At 63.7% G+C, this 22,893-nt stretch carries 20 protein-coding genes; 14 read left to right on the plus strand and 6 right to left on the minus strand.

The window, feature by feature from the left end; genetic code table 11:
- Positions 1-50: 50 nt before the first annotated feature.
- Positions 51-617: a GTP cyclohydrolase I FolE gene (gene folE, locus AC56LY_RS18760; RefSeq protein ID WP_482896576.1), complete on the minus strand. Its 567-nt coding sequence runs from the start codon at positions 615-617 to the stop codon at positions 51-53.
- Positions 618-760: 143 nt separating this feature from the next.
- Here folE and AC56LY_RS18765 point away from each other — a divergent pair, with 143 nt between their 5' ends.
- Positions 761-1,672 (plus strand): hypothetical protein, encoded by a 912-nt coding sequence (locus AC56LY_RS18765; RefSeq protein ID WP_499582184.1) that lies wholly within the window; start codon positions 761-763, stop codon positions 1,670-1,672.
- A 27-nt stretch (positions 1,673-1,699) separates the two neighbouring features.
- On the opposite strand, the gene nudC is transcribed toward AC56LY_RS18765, so the two are convergent.
- A complete protein-coding gene (gene nudC, locus AC56LY_RS18770) occupies positions 1,700-2,521 on the minus strand; it encodes an NAD(+) diphosphatase (RefSeq protein WP_499582186.1) in 822 nt (273 codons plus the stop codon).
- Between the two features lie 431 nt (positions 2,522-2,952).
- On the opposite strand from nudC, the gene AC56LY_RS18775 reads away from it, so the two are divergent.
- A complete protein-coding gene (locus tag AC56LY_RS18775) occupies positions 2,953-3,777 on the plus strand; it encodes an AraC family transcriptional regulator (protein WP_499582188.1) in 825 nt (274 codons plus the stop codon).
- A 90-nt stretch (positions 3,778-3,867) separates the two neighbouring features.
- Here AC56LY_RS18775 and AC56LY_RS18780 read toward each other — a convergent pair whose 3' ends face one another.
- From AC56LY_RS18780 to AC56LY_RS18790, 3 genes are all read right to left on the minus strand, one after another.
- Complete coding sequence (locus AC56LY_RS18780) at positions 3,868-5,028, minus strand: MFS transporter (RefSeq protein ID WP_499582189.1); 1,161 nt, start codon at positions 5,026-5,028, stop codon at positions 3,868-3,870.
- A gap of 849 nt (positions 5,029-5,877) precedes the next feature.
- Entirely contained in the window at positions 5,878-6,303 is a 426-nt protein-coding gene (locus AC56LY_RS18785; protein WP_499582191.1) for an organic hydroperoxide resistance protein, read from the minus strand.
- A gap of 216 nt (positions 6,304-6,519) precedes the next feature.
- A complete protein-coding gene (locus AC56LY_RS18790; RefSeq protein WP_499582193.1) occupies positions 6,520-7,530 on the minus strand; it encodes a LacI family DNA-binding transcriptional regulator in 1,011 nt (336 codons plus the stop codon).
- A 268-nt stretch (positions 7,531-7,798) separates the two neighbouring features.
- On the opposite strand from AC56LY_RS18790, the gene AC56LY_RS18795 reads away from it, so the two are divergent.
- The 4 genes from AC56LY_RS18795 (at position 7,799) to AC56LY_RS18810 (ending at position 15,181) form a co-directional block, all read left to right on the plus strand.
- A complete protein-coding gene (locus AC56LY_RS18795; protein WP_499582195.1) occupies positions 7,799-10,222 on the plus strand; it encodes a TonB-dependent receptor in 2,424 nt (807 codons plus the stop codon).
- A gap of 86 nt (positions 10,223-10,308) precedes the next feature.
- Positions 10,309-11,652, plus strand: a complete 1,344-nt coding sequence (locus tag AC56LY_RS18800) for a GH1 family beta-glucosidase (RefSeq protein WP_499582197.1) — start codon at positions 10,309-10,311, stop codon at positions 11,650-11,652.
- Between the two features lie 14 nt (positions 11,653-11,666).
- Entirely contained in the window at positions 11,667-13,007 is a 1,341-nt protein-coding gene (locus AC56LY_RS18805; protein ID WP_499582199.1) for an MFS transporter, read from the plus strand.
- The gene (locus tag AC56LY_RS18810; protein ID WP_499582201.1) at positions 13,004-15,181 is read left to right on the plus strand and encodes a heme-degrading domain-containing protein; all 2,178 of its coding nucleotides are present in this window, start codon (positions 13,004-13,006) and stop codon (positions 15,179-15,181) included. The genes AC56LY_RS18805 and AC56LY_RS18810 overlap by 4 nt, the downstream gene beginning before the upstream one ends.
- A 10-nt stretch (positions 15,182-15,191) precedes the next feature.
- Here the strand turns inward: AC56LY_RS18810 and AC56LY_RS18815 are convergent, their stop codons facing one another.
- The gene (locus tag AC56LY_RS18815; RefSeq protein WP_499582202.1) at positions 15,192-15,434 is read right to left on the minus strand and encodes a hypothetical protein; all 243 of its coding nucleotides are present in this window, start codon (positions 15,432-15,434) and stop codon (positions 15,192-15,194) included.
- Between the two features lie 191 nt (positions 15,435-15,625).
- Here AC56LY_RS18815 and AC56LY_RS18820 point away from each other — a divergent pair, with 191 nt between their 5' ends.
- From AC56LY_RS18820 to mnhG, 8 genes are all read left to right on the plus strand, one after another.
- Positions 15,626-16,231 carry a hypothetical protein gene (locus AC56LY_RS18820; protein WP_499582204.1) on the plus strand — a complete coding sequence of 202 codons (606 nt, stop codon included), beginning with the start codon at positions 15,626-15,628 and terminating at the stop codon, positions 16,229-16,231.
- A 130-nt stretch (positions 16,232-16,361) separates the two neighbouring features.
- The gene (locus AC56LY_RS18825) at positions 16,362-16,643 is read left to right on the plus strand and encodes a hypothetical protein (RefSeq protein WP_499582206.1); all 282 of its coding nucleotides are present in this window, start codon (positions 16,362-16,364) and stop codon (positions 16,641-16,643) included.
- A 5-nt stretch (positions 16,644-16,648) separates the two neighbouring features.
- Positions 16,649-19,564: a monovalent cation/H+ antiporter subunit A gene (locus tag AC56LY_RS18830; RefSeq protein ID WP_499582208.1), complete on the plus strand. Its 2,916-nt coding sequence runs from the start codon at positions 16,649-16,651 to the stop codon at positions 19,562-19,564.
- Complete coding sequence (locus tag AC56LY_RS18835) at positions 19,564-19,908, plus strand: Na+/H+ antiporter subunit C (RefSeq protein WP_499582210.1); 345 nt, start codon at positions 19,564-19,566, stop codon at positions 19,906-19,908. Before AC56LY_RS18830 ends, AC56LY_RS18835 begins: the two co-directional genes overlap by 1 nt.
- Positions 19,905-21,587 carry a monovalent cation/H+ antiporter subunit D gene (locus AC56LY_RS18840; RefSeq protein WP_499582211.1) on the plus strand — a complete coding sequence of 561 codons (1,683 nt, stop codon included), beginning with the start codon at positions 19,905-19,907 and terminating at the stop codon, positions 21,585-21,587. Before AC56LY_RS18835 ends, AC56LY_RS18840 begins: the two co-directional genes overlap by 4 nt.
- Positions 21,584-22,102 (plus strand): Na+/H+ antiporter subunit E, encoded by a 519-nt coding sequence (locus tag AC56LY_RS18845; protein WP_499582213.1) that lies wholly within the window; start codon positions 21,584-21,586, stop codon positions 22,100-22,102. Before AC56LY_RS18840 ends, AC56LY_RS18845 begins: the two co-directional genes overlap by 4 nt.
- The gene (locus AC56LY_RS18850) at positions 22,086-22,364 is read left to right on the plus strand and encodes a K+/H+ antiporter subunit F (protein ID WP_183555197.1); all 279 of its coding nucleotides are present in this window, start codon (positions 22,086-22,088) and stop codon (positions 22,362-22,364) included. Before AC56LY_RS18845 ends, AC56LY_RS18850 begins: the two co-directional genes overlap by 17 nt.
- Positions 22,361-22,735 carry a monovalent cation/H(+) antiporter subunit G gene (mnhG, locus tag AC56LY_RS18855; protein WP_183555196.1) on the plus strand — a complete coding sequence of 125 codons (375 nt, stop codon included), beginning with the start codon at positions 22,361-22,363 and terminating at the stop codon, positions 22,733-22,735. Before AC56LY_RS18850 ends, mnhG begins: the two co-directional genes overlap by 4 nt.
- The last annotated feature ends 158 nt before the right edge of the window (positions 22,736-22,893 follow it).

Below are 22,893 nucleotides of genomic sequence, written 5' to 3' on the forward strand. Positions count from 1 at the left end.
AACAGGTTCCCTAGCTGTATTTACAGTCTACCCAAAATCGTTGAACGACGCTAGTCTCGCGCCAGCGCCAGGAACTCGGTGCGCAACGCCAGGTTGGGTTGCAGCTCGCCCAGCAGGGTCGATGTGATGGTTTCTTCGCCGATGGCGCGGATGCCACGGCTTTCCATGCACAGGTGGCGGCATTTGATGACCACGCCCACTGCTTTTGGTTCCAGTACTTCCATCAGCGCATTGGCGATCTGCATCGTCATGCGTTCCTGCACCTGCAGGCGCTTGGAAAAGATATCGACCAGACGGGTCAGCTTCGACAGGCCGACGATTTTGCCGTTCGGCAGGTAGCCGACGGTGGCCTTGCCGAAGAACGGCGCCAGGTGGTGCTCGCAATGGCTGTAGACCGGGATGCCACGCACGACGATCAGCTCGTTGTATTCTTCGGCGCCATCTTCGAACGCCTTGAGCACTTCCACCGGGCTCTGTTGGTAGCCCGAAGTCCAGTGTTTCCAGGCCTTGGTCACGCGCGCAGGCGTTTCGATCAGGCCGGGACGGTCCGGATTTTCGCCCAGCGATGTCAGCAGACGACGCCAGTCGTGTTCGGTGAAAGCTTCTTTGTCAGACATGGTGCACCCTAAAATAACGATTGCCGCCAGTATATAGAAAACGTCTGACCCCGGTCGGGGCAGCCCTATTCTTGCGCTAAATCATCCTCTGCATGCGACATATCTCATAACGTTGAACACGGCCACCACTCGGGGAGAGCGTCATGTTCGGCAGCACGGTCATGGAAGTCGTCATCGGCATGGCATTCTGCTACGGCTCTTTGGCGCTGACAGTCGCCACCTTGCAAGAGGCATTGTCGGCTGCGTTCGGCCTGCGCGCCGGCATGCTGCGCGACTGCATCCAGCGCATGCTGCGCGACCCGCAGTTCACCGGCACGGCGCGGGCGGTCTACGCACACCTCTTGATCAGTGCGCATGACGATCTCACCGACCCGCATGCGCCGCGCCATCCCGGTCCATCCTACATCGAACCGGTCAACTTCGCGCTGGCCCTGATCGACGCGATTCGCGGGGGCGGCGCAGCGCTCGATGCCGCCATCACCGCCGTGCCCGATCCGCAATTGCGGCGCACGCTAAGCACGCTGTACGTGCAAACCGGCGGCGACGTGCAGCGCTTCCAGGCGGCGCTGGGCGGCTGGTTCGACAGCGCCATGGCGCGCCTGTCGGGCGCCTATAAACGGCGCCAGTTGCTGGTCTCGTTTCTTCTGGCGCTGTTGCTGGCAATCCTGCTCAATATCGACAGCATCCACCTGTTCCAGACGCTGTGGCGGCACCCGGCCCTGTCCGCCGGCGTCCACGCCGTACCCGCCGCGCTCGATGCGAATCTGGTGAACGATCTGGCGGCGCTGCCGATCGGCTGGGGCAGCTTTCCGCCGGTCCCGGATGCCGCATTCGCGCTGCAGGTCGCCGGCTGGCTGATCACGGCCAGCACGACACTGTTCGGCGCGCCGTTCTGGTTCGACATCCTGCAGCGCGCGATCAACCTGCGCAGCACGGGCACCAAGCCGGCCCCCGTGCGGGTCGGGCAGGCCATGGCGCACCACGCCGGCCCGGCGGCGCCGCAATCCGGTCTCACAGCCGGTGGCGTCCCTGCCAGCGTGCCGGTGGCGCCGTAGCGCCACGTCAGGCGTTACGTCCAGGCGTTACGTGCCGGGCGGCCGGTGCGCGTCAATCAGCACGCTCGAGATCGAGATCTGCGGTACCCGTTCCGGCCACTCGTCATCCGGACCGAACCAGCGCGCCTCGGCGATTTCGGCCGGGTCCACCCGGATCTCGCCATCCAGATAATCGGCCGTGAAGGCCAGCATCAGCGAATGCGGGAACGGCCATGACTGGCTGGCAAAGTAACGCGGATTGTGCACGCGCAGGCCGACTTCTTCGAACACTTCGCGCGTGATGCATTCTTCGATCGACTCGCCCGCTTCCAGGAAGCCTGCCAGCGGCACGAAACGCTGCGTTGCGTGCAGCACGTGCTTGGCCAGCAGCACCTGATCGCCCTTGCGGATCAGCACCATCATGGCCGGCGAGATGCGCGGATAGGCCATGTGCCCGCACTGCGGACACTTGAAGCAGCGCTCACCGGTGGCCAGCACCGTGCCGCTGCCGCACACGCCGCAGAAGCGGTGGGTGCGCGCCCATTCCGCGACCTGGGCGGCGCGACCGGCAACGCCCACCAGGGACTCGTCCATCACGCCAAACAGCGCGCGCAGGCCACGCCAGGCATACCCTGCTGGCAGTACCGGTTCAGCATCGAACCAGCCGGTCTGGCAATAGCGACCATCGAGCAGGCCGAGCGGCTGCAGGTAGTCGCGCAAGGCGCCAACCTGTTCGAGCAGCGCGGCATCGGGCAGCGCCGGCCCGTCTTCACGCACCAGCAATTGTCCCTTGTAGAACAGGAAGTTCAATGGGGCCGGATCGGGATGCGGCGCAAACAGTGGCGTAAAGGAGGCAGGCGTATGCAGCATGGTGAATAAACGGTCAATGAGATCGTCAAATGATACCGCCTTTCATCGTTCGGGATTTGGGGTGGCTGCCCACACATTTATGGAGCGAACGGATGGATTGACCAGTATGTGTACTGAGTGTTTGCCTTCTCATAGCCACCATAGACCAGCATTGACGGCAACAGACCGGCAAGCACATTGAACTGAGATTGAACCGGTCGAATCGATGAAATCCGCCCTACATATGTATAGACAGGTTATGTTGCATTCTGTCACTGTCCGTCTCGCTTTCTTCGCAACCGATTATTCTCTAAGTCGTTAATTTATTAGAGAAAATTGTGTGGTCTTCGTGACCAGAGAGCGTTGTATTCCGGATGAAATCTCACGGATTTCCACGCAGAAATATCGCTTTTCGTCCAGAATAGGTAGCTATCTATCTAAATCGTACTGTCATGGACAAACTGTCATCACTGGTCGGTCGCCACTCTTTCAATGCCCGTCTTTTCTACAACGGTGCGTTTTGCGATACCAATCAATTCACCGAAAACGGTGTCTCCGGCCAGCTGCACGTGGTGCGCGAGGGTCCAGTCGATTTCATCCATGAAGATGGCGAGGTCATCACCGTGACCGAGCCGTCGCTGCTGTTCTATCCGCGCGGTGCCAGCCACCGTCTGCAGGTACATCCCGGCCACACCGCCAACCTCCTGTGTGCCCACATCCAGTTTCAGGACGAGATGAGCAATCCGCTGTCGCGCGTGCTGCCCAATTGTCTCGTCATGCTGCTGAGCGAAATGCCCGGTCTGCGCTCGACGCTCGACCTGTTGTTCAGCGAAGCCAGCCAGACCGAACCGGGCCGCGAAGTGATCCTCGATCGTCTTTGCGACGTGTTGCTGATCCAGGTGATCCGGCGCGAATTCGACAGTGGCCGCTTGTCGCTGGGCCTGCTGGCCGGCCTGTCGGATCGCCAGTTGTCGCTGGCACTGACGGCTATCCACGAGCGCCCGCATGAGCCATGGAGCCTGCAATCGCTGGCCAAGGTGGCTTGCATGTCGCGCGCCGCGTTCACTGAACGCTTCCGCGACGTGATGGGCATGCCACCGGGCGAATACCTGACGCGCTGGCGCATCGGTGTCGGCAGCCGCCTGCTGCGCCAGGGCATGCCGGTCAAGCAGGTCAGCAGCCGCGCCGGCTACACCAGCCCGTCCACGTTCACGCGCGCCTTCACGACCATGATGGGCGCCTCGCCGCGCGAGTGGCTCAAGCAAGCAACGGGCTGAGCCAGAAACGACAATGCAGACGGGCCTTGCGGCAACGTCTGCATCGATGTTGGCAGCTCAGGCATGCGGCCATTCAGGGCCGCACATCCATCACTTCAGCATGCGGGTACGGCATGCCACCATCGCGATCACGATCGACAGCGCGCCGATATAGGCAATGGCTGCCTGCATGCCGATAAAGTGGGCGACGGCGCCGATGGCTGGCGGGCCCATCAGGCTGCCGCTGTAAGCCATGCTGGCCACTGCGGCCAGGGCCGCCGGGCCTTGCGCGCCGGCCGCGCTGAACACGAACGGGAACACCAGCGCCAGGCCAACACCCGCAACCGCGAAACCGATCAGCGCGACATAGGCGTTCGGGGCCAGCACTGCGAAGAACAGGCCGGCGGCCGCGACCATGGCGCCGGTGCTCACCAGGCGCTTGGCGCCGTGGCGCTCTTTGAGTTTGTCGCCGAACATGCGCGAGATCAGCATCATCACCGAGAACGCCGACAGCGACAGCGGCGCGAGGCCATCCGATGCGCCGAAGTGTTCTTTGAGGAACATGCCGCTCCAGTCGGCGATGCTGCCTTCGGCCATCGAACCGAAGAAGCCCAGCAGACCCAGCAGCACCAGCGGACCACGTGGCAGTGCAAACGATTTTTTCTCGACCTGGACGCCGACTTCATCGGCTTCCAGCACGCTAAAGGCCATCCACAGCACCACCGCCAGGGGACCAGCCAGCATCAGGAAGTGGGTTGCCGGTGCGATCTTGAGGCTGGCCATCAGGCTGCCCAGCGTGGCGCCAACCAGGCCGCCGGCGCAGCACAGGCCGTGCAGACGCGACATTTCCGACTTGCCACTGACTTTTTCGCGGCGCGCCGCTGCCGAATTCATTGCCACGTCGAAGATGCTGGCGGTCACGCCCAGCATCAGCACCGACATCATCAGGCGCGGTACCGTCGGCGCCATGCCGATCGACACCAGCACACTCAACAGCGCCATGCCTGCGAGCAGGATGGTCTTGCGGGCGCCGAAGCGGCCCATCATGAACGATGACACCGGGTACGACAGCACGGCGCCGAGGCCGCCGCAGACCAGCACCATCGACAGTGCCGCATGCGACACATTGACGCCGGCGGCCAGCGCGGGGATACGGCCAGCCCACGAACCCATGATCAGGCCGAACAGTGCAAAGACGAGTGGGAGGGAATATTGCTGGGCTTGGGCGAGGACAAACGACGAACGGCGCGGCGCGGAAACAGGGGTGTGCATGAAAGCGGTGAATTGTTAAATTATTGAGGTGTCAAAGGATTGCCAAAGTGCTCTTCAGAAGCCAGCCGCGCGTGAAATATTTACTTCAGGCATCTGATGGAGCGCAATTCTAAACACCTTTTTTCGCTATGGTTTTCAAAGCGGAAAAATATTTTCAACCGTTGTTTTGCATTCACACATAAATGATGAAAGCATTGGCTCGAATACATCACCAAATAACAATATCATATCAAAAATCACAAAAAAATCCTGTAAATCGCGAAATATGTAACGATATATTGCGTCTCTTGCGGTATTAGAGAGCTTGGTAGTCACAATCAGGATTTGCTGCGTCGCACCAAAAAGCGCAGATTCTGGTGCCAAAGCGGCAGTTGATGACCTGCCAAAGAGAAGAAAGTTTCATGGCAAAGGTTTTTCTTAGGAAATTACCTTGCTTCGCGCAGCCCCTCAACTAAAGCCAAGGCCAATTGTTAAATCCTGACTAAAAAATGACATTGATTTTTAGTGCGGGCGCACGAAAAAAGGCTGCCCCCAGGCAGCCTTTTTCATCATCGGCACGATCTTGGTTCCCAAGCGGCCTGCTTTTCAATCATTCGCAACAGATCACGGCCGGGGTCAGGTCTGACATTCAGACACGACCTCAGCCTTAACCACTTCCAACGGTACCATGCCCGGTATCAGACTGGCCCGGTATCAGCCGTTCCAACTACTCGACTGTCGAGATCGTGTCCGAATGTCAGACCTGACCCCGGCTTTTTCTACCTGACTGTCGAGATCGTGTCCGAATGTCAGACCTGACCCCGGCTGTTTCGTCATTGGCATGGTCCTGGTTTCCCAGGCAACCGGGGCTTATACCAGTTGCAGCGTTACGTCGATATTGCCGCGGGTCGCGTTCGAGTACGGGCAGACGATGTGCGCGCGGTCGATCAGCGTTTGCGCTTCATCGGCCGGCACGCCTGGCAGGCTGATCTTGAGCAGGACTTCGATGCCGAAGCCGGTCGGGATCGGGCCGATGCCGACCGTGCCTTCCACCGCGACGTCCGGCGAAATCTTCAGCTTGTCGCGGTTGGCGACGAATTTCATCGCGCCCAGGAAGCAGGCCGAGTAGCCTGCCGCGAACAATTGCTCAGGGTTCGTGCCAGGCAGACCATTGCCACCGAGTTCTTTCGGGGTGGTCAGCTTCACATCCAGTGCGCTGTCGGACGACACGGCGCGGCCCTCGCGGCCACCCGTTGCGGTGGCGTTGGCGCGGTAGAGAACGTTTTCGATTGCCATGATGAGACTCCTTGAGAGGGTGGCGGAAGACCGCCGAACTATTTAACGCTATTATATAGCGCGCTATTTAAATGGTTGTTGCCTTGGCCCGCCGACCCGCTTACCTGTTGCGGAGTACGTTCGGCGCTGCCATGAACAACATATTACATAGCTCGCTATTTAATAGCAAGCGATTTTATTCGAGCATGTTGCGCCAGCTTGCCAGCAACACGGCGTCTACACCAGCCGCACCGACTCCCGCACCACCAGACTCAACCCCGGCACATCGGCTGCCGGTTGCTGATGCCCCAGCATGGCCAGCATGCGCTGCCCGATCCCGGTGCCGACTTCGTACAGCGGCTGGCGCACGGTGGTCAGTGGCGGCGTCGTGTACATCGAGCTTTCCAGATCGTCGAATCCGACCAGCGAGATGTCTTCGGGTACCCGGATATTGCGCCGGTACAGCGCCAGACGCGCGCCGTAGGCTGTCAGATCGTTGGCCGCGAAGATCGCGCTGAAACGGACATTGGCCACCAGCAGGCTATTGAGTGCCAGCAGGCCGCTGGATTCGCTGAAGTCGCCCGTCACGACCAGCCTCGGGTCGCTCGCGATGCCGTGTTTGGCCAGCGTGTCGTTGTAGCCCGCCAGGCGCTCGCGCGCATCGCGATGATCGGGTGGTCCGGCGATATGAGCGATGCGCCGGTGCCCCTGGCCGATCAGGTATTCCACCGCTTCGCAGGCGCCGCCGTAGTTGTCCAGGCAAAACGCCTGCGTGCGCTCGCCCTGCACTTCGCGCCCGAACGCCACGATCGGTACGCGGCGCGAAAAGTCGAGGATCTGCTTGTCGCTCATATTGCCGGTCAGGATCGCCACGCCATCGACGCGGCGCCCGATCAACAGCTCGACCCGCTCGGCTTCTTCGTCGGCATGCCAGTGGCCGCTCATGATCAGGAGCGCATAGCCGGAGGCCTTGACCGCATCCTCGATGCCGACCATGGCGCGGTTGAAATAACCGCTCTCGAGCGACTGGGTCAGTACGCCAATGGTGTTAGTGCTGCCCATCTTGAGGCTTTGCGCCAGGCGGTTGGGCTTGTAGTTGAGCTCATCGATGACACGCTCGATCGTGCGCCGCTTGTCGTCCGACACCTTGGCGGTGCCGTTCAAGAAACGCGAAACGGTGGCCGGCGACACGCCTGCCCTGCTGGCGACCTGGTACAGCGTGGTGATACCGCTATCGATGTTTTTCATGAAGCGTTCTGGACAGGTCCGGGGCAATTTGTTGCTTGAAGTATATCACGCAGCTTTCCAATAAAACGGCGGCTGAACCATGCTTATGAAACGCTTTCATAAACAATCCGTCGTTGACCTGCAACAAACCCACTACTCCCTATCATAAATACTAATTGACATTTTTTTACCGTTGAAATTACTATGAAACCGTTTTCAAGATTGATGAAACCGATTTCTTATCAGTCCTAACGCAAGCAGCATCCATAAAACTATATCGGAGACAAGCATGACAACCATGACGCCCCAACTGGCAGGGGTCCGTACGCCCTCGTCCGCCCCTATCCGCCTGGCCATCCTGACGCTGCTCGCCAGCATCGGTACAGCCCACGCACAATCGGCTGCCGATCCGGCCTCGCCCGCCGCCGCCACCCCGGCCGCCGTCGTCGACAACGGCCGCATTGCCGAAGTGGTCGTGACCGCCACCAAGCGCTCGACCTCGCTGCAGCGCACCCCGATTGCGGTCACCGCGCTGACCGCCGCCACGCTGGCCGACAACCATGTCCAGACCCTGCTCGACGTCGTCGCACTGGTCCCAGGCTTCCAGGCCACGGCCCAGGGTGACCACGGCGTGACCACGATGACGCTGCGCGGCATCGGCAACGACAGCGCCAAGACCGAATACGCCGATCCTGAAGTCGCCTCGTTCGTCGACAACGTGTATTCGCCACGCGCCGAAGGCGCCACTGCCCTGCTGTTCGACGTCGAAGGCATCGAAGTGCTGCGCGGCCCGCAAGGCACGCTGTGGGGCCGCAACTCCACCGTCGGCGCGGTCAATATCCAGACCGTCAAGCCAGAGCTGAACAGCCGCTCGGGCTATGTTGAAGGCGGTATCGGCGACTACAACCGCATTGGCACACGCGGCGCGGTCAATGTCCCGCTGTCCGAAACGGCCGCACTGCGCTTTGCCGTCGTGCACGAGCGTCATGACGGCTATGTCGATTACCAGCAATTCCCGAACCCGTCGATCGCGCAACAGCGCGCTGCCTACCTGGCCGCCGGCGGCGCCGCTGCCGGCTTCCGCCCGATCAACCCGAACAACTACGTCTCCGGCGGCGACAAGTACAGCGCCCAGGACCAGACGGCAGCGCGCATGTCGCTGCTGTGGCATCTGGCGCCGAACCTGCGCTGGAACATCGCCTACGAAAAATTCATCGACCGCGGCACCCCAAGCGCCAACCTGATGCAGACGCCGCGGGCGGGCCAGGACCACTGGTCGACGCTGTCCGATTCGTCGCCATGGGTCAACCGTGACAGCGACAATGTGCGCAGCCGCCTGAGCTGGGACATCAGCCCCGACCTCGCGCTGCAATACGTGGCCGGCTGGTCCAAGTACAGCGGCGACATGCGCTTCGACCAGGACGGCGGCACGATCCTTCCGACCTCGATCATCTCGGGCGGCAAGTTCCAGGAACACACCACGACCGACTCCAACTACCGCAGCTACAGCCACGAAGTCCTGCTGCAGTCGGTCGGCGCGCGCACCATCGACTGGCAGGTCGGCGCCTACTACGGCAAGGAAAAGAACAACATCCGCTTCGACATCGGCGGCATGAACGGCACCGAAGATGGCACCGTGGCATGGCAGGGTTCGTTCATCCAGCCGGACCAGACCGTGGAAAACTCGGCCGTCTTCGGCCAGGCCACCTGGAACATCACCGACGCCTGGCACCTGACCGGCGGCGTGCGTTACACCCACGACAAGCGCGTCCACATTGGCGGTCGCGGCTACACCTGGGCTTACGACGCCAGCGCGCCACAATTGCCGCTCAATCCGCAGATCGATCCGCGCGATCCGGTCAACGGCTACCAGTCCGGCGTGCCGAACGATGGCCGCTACAGCGACAACAAGGCCACCGGTCTGGTGCGCGTGAACTACGACATCGACCGCAACAATATGGTGTATGCGAGCGTGTCGACCGGCTACAAGGCGGGCGGCGTGCAGGATCGCGGCTTGCCATACCAGCCAGAGACGCTGACCAACTTCGAGATCGGTTCGAAGAGCACCTTCATGGATGGCGCGCTGCGTATCAACAACGCGCTGTTCTACATGGACTTCAAGGACTTCCAGTTCAATTCGCCGGTCAGCTTCTCCGACGGCAGCCGTGGCCTGGCCATCGAGAATGCCGATGGCGCCAAGGTCACGGGCCTGGAAACCGAGATCGCCGCCCGTATCGCGAAAGACGGCCGCCTGTCGATCGCACTGGCCGTGCTCGACACCAAGCTCGGTCACCTGGTCGCCGGCTCGAACGACTATGCGCTGCCACCGTGCACGGTCGACACCCGCATCGAGACCTGCCTGGACGTGAGCGGTCACAAGCTGCCGCACGCACCGAAGTTCTCGACCACGGTACAGTACCAGCACACGTTCCGCCTGGCCGATGGTGCTACCCTGGTGCCGCGCATCACGGCGCGCTACGAGGATGACGTCAGCCTGAGTGTGTTCGACCTGGGTCCGGAAGACCGCCAGAAAGCCTACGCCAGCGCCGACCTTGGCCTGCGCTACGCGAAGGACAAATGGTGGGTCGACGCCTTCGTGCGCAACGTCGGCGACAAGAAGATCAAGACCAGCGCCTTCAACGGCTTCGGCCCTTGGCTGGCGCAGTACAAGCCACCACGTACGGTTGGCGTGAATACCGGCTTTGATTTCTAAAAGCTGAAGCATGGCAAGCGCGCCCGGTGGGCGCGCTGCTTTTTTTGTTTGACCTGAATCTGCACCAGCAGTGATCCGAGAGTTCCATGACCAACAGCCCCGACTTCGACTTCCGCAATAATTTTCCTTCCGACTTCACCTGGGGCGTGGCCACCAGTTCCTTCCAGATCGAGGGCGCTGCCGCCGTCGATGGCAAGGGGCCGTCGATCTGGGACACCTTCTGCCTGGACCAGAACAATATCAAGGATGGCAGCGACGGCATTGTCGCCTGCGACCACTACCACCGCTACCAGGAAGACGTCGGCATCATGGCCTCGATCGGCGTGGACGCCTACCGCTTCTCGTTCGCCTGGGCGCGCGTGCAGCCGGATGGCAAGGGCGCCTGGAACGAAGCGGGCTTCGATTTCTATGACCGCCTGCTGACCGAACTGGCGAGCAAAGGCATCCGCGCGCACGCGACCCTGTACCACTGGGACCTGCCGCAAGGCCTGCAGGACGATGGCGGCTGGCTCAATCGCGAGACCGCCTACCGCTTCGCCGATTACGCGCGCGAAATCGCGCGCCGCTTCGGCAACCGGATCGAGGCGATCGCCACCCACAATGAGCCGTGGTGCACGGCCAACCTGGGTTACGGCAACGCGCAGTTCGCACCCGGCGTCGCTGACCTGAAGCAATCGATCCAGGTCTCGCACCACCTGCTGCTGTCGCACGGCCTGGCCATGAGCGCGATGCGCGAGGTTGGCAGCAGCGCGCAGCTGGGCATCGTATTGAACCAGTGGACCGCCGATGCGGCCACCGATTCGCAGGCCGACCGCGACATGGCCGAATTCGAATATGCACGCTCGGTGCAGTGGTTCATGGACCCGATCTTCAAGGGCCGCTACCCGGAACTGGCACTGCGCGGCCATGGCGAGAACGCCCCCGTCGTCGCTGACGGCGACCTGGCCATCATCCACCAGAAGATCGACTTCCTCGGCTCGAACTATTATTTCCGCTCGTGGTGCAGCGCCAGCACCCCGCCCGTGCCGGCGCCGGCGCGCCACGGCGTGACCGACATGGGCTGGGAAATCTTCCCCGAAGGCCTGTCCGAACTGCTGCTGAAACTCAAGGCCGAGTATCCCGACCTGCCGCCGGTGTACATTACCGAAAACGGCATGGCCAATCCGGACGTGCTGGAAAACGGCCGCGTGCACGATACGGCGCGCATCGCCTACGTGCGCAGCCACCTGGCCGCGCTCAAGGACGCGATGGACGCAGGCGTCGACGTGCGCGGCTACTTCCTCTGGAGCCTGCTCGACAACTTCGAGTGGAATTCGGGCTACGCCAAGCGCTTCGGCATCGTGCATGTGGACTATGCGAACCAGCAGCGCACGCTGAAAGACAGCGCGCTGTGGTACCGCGAATTCATCGCCAGCCGCATCAAGGCTTGATCAACGGGATCATCATGCGCCCTGCCAAAACCGTATCACCGCTGCTGTGGGTCCCGACCGGCTACTTCACGATGGCGCTCGGCTACGTGATGCTCACCAGCGTCACCGCCATCATGTTCAAGAATCTGGGCATGGACAACGGCCGCGCGGCCCAGTATTCGAGCCTGTTGATCCTGGCCTATACGGTCAAGCCGCTGTTCGCGCCGTTCGTCGAGATGTACCGCACCAAGAAGTTCTTTGTCCTGTGTTCGCAGCTCGCCATCGGCGCCGGCTTTGCCGGCGTGGCGCTGCTGATGGAACTGCCCGGCTATATGACCTTCCTGATGGCGATCTTCTTTGCGCTGTCGTTCATCGGCGCGACGCAGGACATCGCCAGCGACGGCGTGTACGTCACGTCACTCGACGCGCGCGCCCAGTCGCTGTACTGCGGCATCCAGAGCCTGTCGTGGAATATCGGCCCGATCGTCGCTGCCGGCGGCATGGTCTACCTGAGCGGCTACCTGCACACCCACGTGTTCGGCCATGATCCGGGCGTGTTCGGCCCGGACTGGATCGATGCCTGGCGCATCATCTTCCTGCTCGTCGGCGGCCTGACGCTGCTGATGGCGCTGTGGCACTGGCGCTTCATGCCTGAGGGCGCGCGCGCTGCCGATACGCCATCGAGCGCGAAGGACGCCGGCCGCATCCTGGTCGACGCCTTCGTCACGCTGTTCCAGAAGCGCGGTGTGTGGCGCATGATCGCGTTCGCATTTCTGTTTCGCTTCAGCGTCGGCCTGCTGGAAAAGATCGGCCCGTTCTTCATGGTCGACCCGGCCTCGAAAGGGGGCCTGGGTCTGTCCAACGAAATGCTGGGCCTGATCTACGGCACCTATGGCCTGGCCGCGGTGCTGGTCGGCTCGCTGCTGGGCGGCCTGTATGTCGCCAAGCGCGGCCTGAAATCGACGCTGTTCGTGCTGTGCTGCGCGATCAACATCCCGAACGTCGCCTTCCTGGTCATGAGCATTTACACGCCATCGAGCCTGGTGCTGATCACGCTGGGCGTGGCCATCGAAAAGTTCTTCTTCGGTTTCGGCGCGGTCGGCTTCATGATCTACCTGATGCAGCAGCTCGCACCAGGCAAGTACACGACCACACACTACGCGTTCGGCACTGGCCTCATGGGTCTGTGCGGGATGGTCACGGGCGTCATCAGCGGCCACCTGCAAGAGATGATGGGCTACGTCGCCTACTTCGGCCTGGTGATGGTCGCGACCATCCCGTCGTTCGTGGCCACCTGGTACGCGCCGTTCTATCACGATGACGGCAGCACGCAGGCAGCGGGCGTCGGCACGGATGGCAAGACGGTGCCGGCATGAAACGCACCGTGCTCGCCATGGCGCTGCTGACGCTTGCTGCCGGCGCCGGGTCTGCGGAGATCAAGGTCAATGCAGTGGGCTTCCTGCCGCAATCGTACAAGCTGGCCGTCATCCCGCAGGCGCTCCGTGCGAACCGGTTCGAGGTCGTCGACGCTGACGGCAAGGTCGTGCTGGATGGCGCGCTGGGCGCGGCGAGCCGCTGGGCGCCGTCGGGCGAGACCGTGCGCGTGGCCGACTTCAGTGCACTGACGCAGGCCGGCGCCTACCGCGTGCGCGTGGGCGGCCTGGTCTCCGATCCGTTCACGGTCACCCAGGATGCCTACCGCGCGCTGGGCGACGCTGCCCTGAAGGCGTTCTACTTCAACCGCAGCGCGCTCGCCCTCACGCCGCAATTTGCCGGCCCGTGGGCGCGACCCGCCGGCCATCCGGACGACAAGGTGCTGGTGCACGCGTCGGCGGCGTCAAAAGCGCGCCCGCAAGGCACGGTCATCGCCAGTCCCAAGGGCTGGTACGACGCCGGCGACTACAACAAATATGTGGTCAACTCGGGCATCTCGACCTACACGCTGCTGGCCGCGCTCGAGCACTTCCCGGAAGTCTTCAAGCGCGACATCGGCATTCCCGAATCCGGCAACGGCGTGCCCGACATCCTCGACGAGGCAATGTGGAACCTCGACTGGCTGCTGACGATGCAGGACCCGGCCGATGGCGGCGTGTACCACAAGCTCACCAACCTGCGCTTCGACGGGATCGTGATGCCGCACGCGGCATCGACCACCCCGCGCTACGTGGTGGCCAAGAGCACGGCGGCGGCGCTCGATTTCGCCGCCACGATGGCCACCGCCAGCCGCGTGCTGGCGCCGTACGACGCAAAGTGGCCGGGCCTGTCGCAGCGCATGCTGACGGCGGCGCAGGCCGCGTGGCGCTGGGCCGAAGCGCATCCGAACGTCGTCTTCAAGAACCCGAAAGATGTCGTCACCGGCGAATACGGCGACGCGCAGCTGGCCGACGAATTCGCGTGGGCGGCGGCCGAACTGTTCATCGCGACCGGGCAGAATAACTATGCGCAGGCGTTCATGCGCCGTGACGCCGCCTTGAGCACGCCGGGCTGGGACAATGTGGCGGCGCTGGGCTGGATGTCGCTGGCGCACCACCGCAACCACCTGAAACCCGGCATCGACCGCGCCCTGATCGAACGCCGCATCGACGTGCTGGCCAGCCAGCTCGCGAAACATGCCGATGGCGGCTACCGGGTGCCGCTGGCATCAAAAGACATCGTCTGGGGCAGCAATGCGGTGATCCTGAACCAGGGCATGATGCTGCTGCAGGCCTACCGCATCAACGGCACGCCGGCCTATCTGCAGGCGGCGCAGTCGAGTCTCGACTATGTATTGGGCCGCAACGCCACCGGCTACACGTTCGTGACCGGCTTCGGCGCTCGTCACGTGATGCATCCGCACCACCGCCCATCGATGGCCGACGGCGTGGCCGCGCCGGTGCCAGGCTGGCTGGCCGGCGGCCCCAATCCGGGCCAGCAGGACGCCAGGGATTGCCCGCCGTATCCGAGCAAGCTGCCGGCGCTGTCCTATCTCGACCACGCATGCAGCTACGCCGCCAACGAGGTCGCCATCAACTGGAACGCGCCGCTGGTGTACGTCACGGCGGCGCTGTCCGCGCTCACGCCCCACCTCATGACTGACTCTGCCACCGTTTCGCTTGCCGCGCTGCTGCGCGAAGAACAGCAACTGCAATTCGACCGCTTCGACGACGATACCGCGCGGGCCGTCGGTGCGCAGCTGGTCGCGCGCGCCGAGCGCGAACGCAAGACGGTCACGATCCAGGTCACGCGTGGCGACACCGTGTTGTTCAAACAGGCGATGCCTGGCGCTTCGCCCGATCACGCCGACTGGATCCGTCGCAAGAACAACCTGGTCGGGCGCACCGGCCACAGCTCGTTCTATACCCACAATGAAGTGCGCCAGAGCGGGGGCGACCATGATGCGCTGCCGGGCCTGGACATGCGCGACTATGCCGCCCACGGCGGCGCGTTCCCCGTCATCGTGCGCGGCCAGGGCGTGGTCGGCACGGTCACTGTGTCCGGACTGCCGGGGCCGGACGACCATGCGCTGGTGGTCGCGGCGCTGAAGGATTACCTGACGCCCCCTTCGCCGTAACGGCGCGGCTTTATTCGTCGGTCAGGCTGCGCGCGACTTCCTGTCGGTACATCTGCCAGGCAAAGCGCCACACCACCACGGTCACGATGAACAGCTTGGTCCAGACCAGTAGCCAGATCACGGTGGTCAGGTCGATGCCAGGGTAGGCCGCGCGCACTGCAGCGGTGGCGATCATGATCAGCACGACCGGCGCCAGCGCCAGCAGTAGTGGTCGCACGAGCTGGCGCCGCGTGCGGGTAAAGGGAGACGTCATCGTGGCCGGGAATGGGTTGTTTGCATCGCCCGTGCAGGATTGACCGGGACGAGCCTGACATCCTACCAGCCTGCGTGTCGAACCAGGACGACTACCAGGAGGCCAGCTTTACGCCGCTTTACATTTGCCACCCTGTTGTGCAGTCAGTACCAGTCCGTTAAAGAGATACGACTCGCCACAGGACAAACATCATGGTTTCCAGTATCAGCAGCAGCACCGCAACCCAGGCCACCTACGCACCGGCCGCCAGGAAAACCCCCGATGAGACGGTTGCCACCCCCGGCCCGGTCGCCACGACCGAAGACCAGACAGCCGCCAGCGCACCGACCCAGAGCGCCGAATCGGCCGCCAGCGCGCGCCTGGGCGACCAGTTGAATGCCCAGGCCGACGCGTCGCGCGTGCAGCGCGCCGTGGACGAAGCAGGCACTGAAAGCGACACGACAGCGGCAACCGGGAGCGAAGCGTCGAGCGAGGCAGCCGCAGAGGCAGGGGTAGAGGCAGGGACAGCATCGGCCCCGACCGGCGGCGCGGCGCCCGCTGCATCGACGGCCACGTCCACCACGGCATCAACGACCAACGACTACGTCGCCGAAGCCGACACCGATTCGGACAAGACCGTCAGCGACGACGAACAGGCAGCCTACGAAACCAAGCTGCGCCAGCAGGGCGAGGCAGCTGCCGAAACGAAGGCAGCCGCCGCAAAAGAAGCCGATCCACAGGATGCGCTGACGGCCGAAGTGCGCGCCACGTATGGCGTCGACAAGGCCGCCGAACCGGCGCTGAATATTACTGCCTGATGCCGGATCATGCTGCACTGCACCCGAAGTTATCAGCAGTAAAATCGAAATAAACGACGAAACGCGTTGTAGTCAGGTCGTCAACTACGGTAGAGTGTCGCATTCCGAGAAGTATTTCACGAGGCGGCGCATGCCAGAATTCAGCCCAACTACGCCCCCCGGATCGTTGATTGCCAACCATCTGCACGCCTGCTCTGCCAGGCTGCCGGATGCAATCTGGCACGCAACCAACCAACAATCACCCCCGCTGGTAACCACAACTTTGCGCAACGCACTTGTGGCGCCGGCGGCGCTTGCCCATGGCGCGGCGCATCCACCACGGCTGCGCGCGCCGGAGAACACCATGAACCAGTTCCAACCTGCCCTGCGCCTGTGCGCGCGCCGTTACATGTCGCACTGCCCCGAAGGATGATGTCGATGACCTCACTGCCACTGATCCTCCTCGTCCTTCTCCCCTTCGCGGGCGCCATCATTTCCGCCTGCCTGCCCAACACGTCGCGCAACCGGCCCGCCGCTACCGCCGGCGTGTTCACCCTGGCGGCGCTCATCATCGCCATCTCCAAATTCGACGAACTCGGCGCCGGCCAGGTGGTATTGGAGCGCTATGAGTGGCTGCCGCTGTTCGGCCTGGACTTCATCGTGCGCATGGATGGCCTGGCCTGGCTGTTCTCGATCATGGTGCTGGGCATTGGCCTGCTGGTGATCCTGTACGCGCGCTACTACATGTCCAAGAAAGATCCGGTGGCGCGCTTCTACGCCTACATGCTGGCGTTCATGGGCTCGATGATGGGCGTGGTCCTGTCCGGCAACCTGATCCAGCTGGTGGTGTTCTGGGAACTCACCAGCCTTACGTCCTTCCTGTTGATCGGCTACTGGCAGGACAGCAACGACGCCCGCCGCGGCGCGCGCATGGCGTTCACCGTCACCACCGCCGGCGGCCTGTGCCTGCTTACCGGCGTACTGATCCTGGGCCACATCGTCGGCAGCTACGAGCTCGATGCGGTGCTCGCCGCCGGCGACCAGATCCGCGCCCATTCGCTGTACCTGCCGGCCCTGATCCTGGTGGCGCTGGGCGCGCTGACCAAGAGCGCGCAGTTCCCGTTCCACTTCTGGCTGCCCCATGCGATGGCTGCGCCGACGCCCGTCTCGGCCTACCTGCACTCGGCCACGATGGTCAAGGCCGGCGTGTTCCTGCTGATCCGCCTGTGGCCGGCGCTGGGCGGCACGCCCGAATGGACCTGGCTGATCGGCGGAGCCGGCGTCATCACGCTGCTGCTGGGCTCCTTCTTCGCGATCTTCCAGAACGACATGAAAGGGCTGCTCGCCTATTCGACCATCAGCCACCTGGGTCTGATCACGGTGTTGCTGGGCATCGGCTCGCCGCTGTCGGTGGTGGCGGCGATCTTCCACGTGATGAACCACGCGATCTTCAAGGCGTCGCTGTTCATGGCTGTGGGCATCATCGACCACGAAACCGGCACCCGCGACATGCGCGTGCTGCGCGGGCTGCGCCGTGCAATGCCCGTCACCGCTGCGCTGGCGATCGTCGCATCGGCCTCGATGGCCGGTGTACCACTGCTGAACGGCTTCCTGTCGAAAGAGATGTTCTTTGCCGAAACCGCGCATGTGGGCGGCACCGAAGACTGGAAGATGTCGTATGCGGCCGTGGCGATGGGCATCTTCAGCGTGGCGTATTCGCTGCGCTTCATCAGCGTGTTCTTCGGCCAGCTGGCCAAGGACCTGCCGCAGGAACCGCACGAGCCGGTACGCTGGATGCGCTTCCCGGTCGAATGCCTGGTGGTGCTGTGCATCGCCGTGGGCGTGATGCCCGAGCGCGTGGTGGGCGACATCCTGGCCGTGGCCTCGAGCTCTGTGCTGGGCGCGGCCATGCCGGCCTACGACCTGGCGATCTGGCACGGCTTCAACCTGGCCCTCGGGATGAGCGGCGCGGCGCTGGTACTGGGCGCCCTGCTGTACTGGGTGCTGCTGCGCCGTCACGATCTGCGTGAACGCACGCGGGTGCCGGTGCTGCACCGCCTGAAAGGCGCGCAAGCCTACGAGAGCACGATGCTGGCGCTGTCGCTGGGCGCGACCTGGATCATTCGCCTGACCGGCACCCGGCGCCTGCAGCCGCAGCTGCTGGTCCTGATGTCGTTCATGATCGTGGTGCCGCTGCTGCTGGTCGATCCCTGGTTCAGCCTGCCAGCGGTGAACCTGCTGAATATCGAACCGCTGTTCGCCGTGCTGTGGCTGATCGGCGCCGCCTGCGCCGCCGGCGCGGCCTACAAGGCCAAGTACCACCGTCTGGCGGCGCTGAGCATGGTCGGCGGCACCGGCATCGTCACCGCAATCACCTTCGTATGGCTGTCGGCGCCCGATCTGGCGCTGACCCAGCTGATGGTCGAAACCGTGACCACGGTGCTGATCCTGCTTGGCCTGCGCTGGCTGCCGCCGCGTCTCGTGCCGAAGGTACTCAAGCTCACGAAGGCGCCGCCAAGCACCTGGTTCCGGCGCTCGCGCGACAGCCTGATCGCCGTCGGCGGCGGCCTGGGCATCGCCGCGGCCAGCTACGCGGTGCTGATGCGCAGCCCGCCGCCGTCGATCGGTGAATTCTTCGTGCTGCGCGCCCTGACCGAAGGCGGCGGCTCGAACGTGGTGAACGTGCTGCTGGTCGACTTCCGCGGTTTCGATACGCTGGGCGAAGTAACCGTGCTGTCGGCCGTGGCGCTGACCGTGTACGCACTGCTGCGCCGCTTCCGCCCGGCGACCGAATCGATCGCGATTCCCGTGCAGCAGGCCAGCGACGTCGATCCGACCAAGGACCAGGCGCCGGCCGCGCAGGCGCGCAGCGGCTACCTGATGATCCCGGCCATCTATCTGCGCCTGCTGCTGCCGGTGATGGGCGTGATGGCGGCCTACTTCTTCATGCGAGGCCACAACCTGCCCGGTGGCGGCTTCGTCGCCGGCCTGATTTTTGCCACTGCGCTGATCGTGCAGTACATGGTCGCCGGCACCGACTGGGTCGAATCGCACCTGCGCCTGCGTCCGCACCGCTGGATTTCGTGGGGTCTGTTCTGCGCCTGCTTCACCGGCATCGGCGCCTGGTTCCTCGGCTACCCGTTCCTGACCAGCCACACCGCCCACCTCGACCTGCCCGTGCTAGGCGAACTGCACGTGCCAAGCGCGTTCATGTTCGACCTGGGCGTGTTCCTGGTCGTCGTCGGGTCGACCATGCTCACGCTCGTCGCGCTGGCCCACCAGTCGCTGCGCAGCCACCGCCTGGCGGCCGACGCCACGCGGGTCACCATTCCACCTGCCAAGGAGATCCTCTGATGGAGCTTGTTCTTTCGCTTGCCATCGGCATCGTGTTCGCCTCCGGCATCTGGCTTGTCCTGCGTCCGCGCAGCTTCCAGGTGCTGTGCGGCCTGATGCTGATGTCGTACGCCGTCAACCTGTTCATCTTCGCGATGGGACGCCTGTGGATCGACGCGCCGCCGCTCACCCCGGCCGGCACCCTGGCCAATCCGGCCATCCTGGCCGACCCGCTGCCACAGGCGCTGGTGCTGACCGCGATCGTGATCGGCTTTGCCACCACCGCCCTGTACCTGGTGGTGATGATCGGTTCGCGCGGCCTGACCGGCACCGACCACGTTGACGGCAAGGAGCCCGATCTATGAGTCTGCACTGGACCCAGCACCTGATCCTGGTGCCGGTAATACTGCCGCTGCTGGTCGGCGCCGCGCTGGCCCCGCTCACGCAGGGCTGGCACCGCCTGAAGTTCTGGCTCAGCTACGCGTCGATCCTGGGCCTGGTGGCCAACGCGCTGGCGCTGGTCCACATGACCGACGGCGGCGCCTGGCAAGACGGCATGGGCATCTACCTGGCCGGCAACTGGAGTGCGCCGTTCGGCATCGCGCTGCTGGCCGATCGCCTCAGCAGCATCATGCTGCTGCTCACTGCCCTGCTTGGCCTGGCCTCACTGCACTTCACCAAGCAGCGCTGGGGCCGGATCGGCGTGCACTTCCACACGCTGTTCCAGTTCTTGCTGATGGGCATCAACGGCGCCTTCCTGACACACGACCTGTTCAACCTGTTCGTGTTCTTCGAAGTGATGCTGGCCGCCTCGTACGGCCTGGTGCTGCACGGGTATAACGCCGAGCGCATCCGCGCCAGCATGCAGTACATCGCGATCAACCTGGCTGCCGCGCTGCTGTTCCTGCTCGGCCTGGCGCTGATCTACGCGACCACCGGCACGCTGAACATGGCCGATGTGGCGGGCCGCGTGCCGCTGCTGGCGGGCGACGATCTGGCGCTGTTCAAGATTGGTGCCACGCTGATGGCGCTGACCTTCCTGACCAAGAGCGCGATGTGGCCGCTGGGGTTCTGGCTGCCGACCACCTACGCTGCTGCATCGCCGCCGGTGGCGGCCATGCTGGTGCTGATGACCAAGGTCGGCGCGTATGTGGTGCTGCGCCTGTGGCTGCTGATTTTCTCGGACGACGCCGGCGCTGCTGCCGGCTTCGGCAAGGATGCGCTGCTGTATGGCGGCATGGCCACCATCGTGTTCGGCGCCGCCGGCATGCTCTCGACCGACACGGCCGGGCGCATGGCCGGTTATGCCGCAATCATCTCGTCCGGCACGCTGCTGGCAGTGATCGGCTACGGCCAGCCGAACCTCGTCACCGCAGGTATCTACTACCTGATCGGCTCGACGCTGGCGGTGGCCGCGTTCCTGCTGTTGATCGAGCTGATCGACCGTATCCGCACGCCGCGCTCGGCGATGCTGGCGCTGACCATGGAAGCCTACGCGGTCGAAGACGCACCGGCCGAACCGGTCGGGCGCGGCGTGCCGGCCGTGATGGCGTTCCTGTCGCTGGCCTTTGCCGCCTGCGCGCTGATGATCGCCGGACTGCCACCGCTGCCGGGCTTCATCGCCAAGTTCGGCATGTTCCATGCGGTGCTCCATCCGCAGGTCGTGGCCACAGCCGCGAATGGCGTCATGACGGGGCCGACGACGATCCCGACCGCCGGCTGGGTGCTGATCGCGCTGATCGTGCTGTCAGGCCTGATCGCCGTGATCTCGATGATGCGCTTCGGTGTGCGCACGTTCTGGGCCAGCGGCGTGCTGGTGCCGCCCAAGCTGCACCGTACCGAAGTGATGCCGATTATCTTCTTGCTGGGACTGGCGATCGGGATGACGATCCAGGCCAATGCGCTGTTCGGCTACCTGGCACGTGCCAGCGACGCGATCCATCGCCCGGCAACCTATATCGGCCGCGTGCTGTCCGAACCGAGCCTGCCCGGGCCAGCCTCGTCGCCCGCCCCCACCATCAACCTGACACCGGAGGCGCCATGAAGCGCTGGCTCCCCCACCCCGTCGTCTCGCTCCTGCTGTGCGGCCTGTGGCTGCTGCTGAACCAGACGTTCTACCCGGGCCACGTCCTGCTCGGCGCCCTGCTTGGCATCGCCGCGCCGATCCTGACGCGGCACCTCAACCCGCTCGGCTACCCGCGCATGCGCGCACCCGTCGTGGCGCTGCGCCTGCTCGGCTTTGCCTCGGTCGAGGTCGTGCGCTCGTGCTTCAACGTCAGCCGCGTGATCCTGTTTGCCGATTACGCCAACCTGAAATCGGAGTTCATCCGGGTGCCGCTGACGATGCGCGACGAGTACGGCCTGGCCGCGCTATCGTGCCTGATCAACATGACGCCGGGCACGGTATGGACCGAGATCCAGCCCGAAAACCATGAGCTGGTTCTGCACGTGTTCGACCTGCACGATGCGGCCTGGTGGATCGACACCATCCAGACCCGCTACGAGCAACCCCTGATTGAAATCTTCGAGAAGAAAGGCCCCCATGGCGACCCTGCTTGAACTGTCGATCGGCTACGCCCTTGTGTGCGCCATGGCGGCAATGCTGCTGTGCGCCATACGCCTGCTGATCGGGCCCTCGGCCCACGACCGCGTGCTGGCGCTCGATACCCTGTGGATGTGCGGCATGCTGCTCGCGCTGGTGCTGGGTATCCGCTTTGGCACGCAAATCTATTTTGAGGTGGCGATGCTCATCGTGCTGGTCGGCTTTGTCTCGACCATCGCGATCGCCAAGTTCCTGATGCGCGGGGAGATCATCGAATGAATGGCATCGAACACTTGCCCGACTGGGCTGCCCTCGTCGTCTCGCTGCTGCTGATCGTTGGCGCGAGCATCGTGCTGATCGGCGCTCTGGGCCTGCTGCGCCTGCGCACCTTCTACCAGCGCATCCACGGCCCGGCCATCACGGTCACGATCGGCGCCGGCAGCCTGCTGCTGGCCTCCATGCTGTACTTCACGGTCGCGCAATCGCGGCCCGTCGTGCATGAAGTGATCATCACGCTATTCATCCTGCTCACGGCGCCCGTGGTGTCGATGATGATCATGCGCGCCGCCGTCTACCGCGACCTGCGGGCCCGCAGGCCCGATGCCGGCGCCACCGCCGGCGACGTCTACTCGATCGTCGACGAAGAATAAGTCACGGGCCGGGGCCGATCTGCGCCCCGGCTTACCTCTTCCGTAGAGTAAATACAACACTCCTGTCATGACGTTGGCGCATCGCAGCAATGATAGCGCTATCAAGTCACGCCGTCGCGCTTCGAGTCAGCGGCCCTGCGCAACTTCGAAATTTCCTG

This window comes from Telluria sp. ZT3P25 (assembly GCF_059685895.1).

Coding starts and splice junctions, on each gene's coding strand:
- AC56LY_RS18805 (WP_499582199.1), top strand. CDS start 11,667: ATGCGCCCTGCCAAAACCGTATCACCGCTGCTGTGGGTCCCGACCGGC.
- AC56LY_RS18775 (WP_499582188.1), top strand. CDS start 2,953: ATGGACAAACTGTCATCACTGGTCGGTCGCCACTCTTTCAATGCCCGT.
- AC56LY_RS18785 (WP_499582191.1), bottom strand. CDS start 6,303: ATGGCAATCGAAAACGTTCTCTACCGCGCCAACGCCACCGCAACGGGT.
- AC56LY_RS18830 (WP_499582208.1), top strand. CDS start 16,649: ATGACCTCACTGCCACTGATCCTCCTCGTCCTTCTCCCCTTCGCGGGC.
- AC56LY_RS18765 (WP_499582184.1), top strand. CDS start 761: ATGTTCGGCAGCACGGTCATGGAAGTCGTCATCGGCATGGCATTCTGC.
- AC56LY_RS18780 (WP_499582189.1), bottom strand. CDS start 5,028: ATGCACACCCCTGTTTCCGCGCCGCGCCGTTCGTCGTTTGTCCTCGCC.
- AC56LY_RS18825 (WP_499582206.1), top strand. CDS start 16,362: ATGCCAGAATTCAGCCCAACTACGCCCCCCGGATCGTTGATTGCCAAC.
- AC56LY_RS18835 (WP_499582210.1), top strand. CDS start 19,564: ATGGAGCTTGTTCTTTCGCTTGCCATCGGCATCGTGTTCGCCTCCGGC.
- AC56LY_RS18810 (WP_499582201.1), top strand. CDS start 13,004: ATGAAACGCACCGTGCTCGCCATGGCGCTGCTGACGCTTGCTGCCGGC.
- AC56LY_RS18845 (WP_499582213.1), top strand. CDS start 21,584: ATGAAGCGCTGGCTCCCCCACCCCGTCGTCTCGCTCCTGCTGTGCGGC.
- AC56LY_RS18815 (WP_499582202.1), bottom strand. CDS start 15,434: ATGACGTCTCCCTTTACCCGCACGCGGCGCCAGCTCGTGCGACCACTA.
- AC56LY_RS18800 (WP_499582197.1), top strand. CDS start 10,309: ATGACCAACAGCCCCGACTTCGACTTCCGCAATAATTTTCCTTCCGAC.
- AC56LY_RS18850 (WP_183555197.1), top strand. CDS start 22,086: ATGGCGACCCTGCTTGAACTGTCGATCGGCTACGCCCTTGTGTGCGCC.
- AC56LY_RS18820 (WP_499582204.1), top strand. CDS start 15,626: ATGGTTTCCAGTATCAGCAGCAGCACCGCAACCCAGGCCACCTACGCA.
- nudC (WP_499582186.1), bottom strand. CDS start 2,521: ATGCTGCATACGCCTGCCTCCTTTACGCCACTGTTTGCGCCGCATCCC.
- folE (WP_482896576.1), bottom strand. CDS start 617: ATGTCTGACAAAGAAGCTTTCACCGAACACGACTGGCGTCGTCTGCTG.
- mnhG (WP_183555196.1), top strand. CDS start 22,361: ATGAATGGCATCGAACACTTGCCCGACTGGGCTGCCCTCGTCGTCTCG.
- AC56LY_RS18840 (WP_499582211.1), top strand. CDS start 19,905: ATGAGTCTGCACTGGACCCAGCACCTGATCCTGGTGCCGGTAATACTG.
- AC56LY_RS18790 (WP_499582193.1), bottom strand. CDS start 7,530: ATGAAAAACATCGATAGCGGTATCACCACGCTGTACCAGGTCGCCAGC.
- AC56LY_RS18795 (WP_499582195.1), top strand. CDS start 7,799: ATGACAACCATGACGCCCCAACTGGCAGGGGTCCGTACGCCCTCGTCC.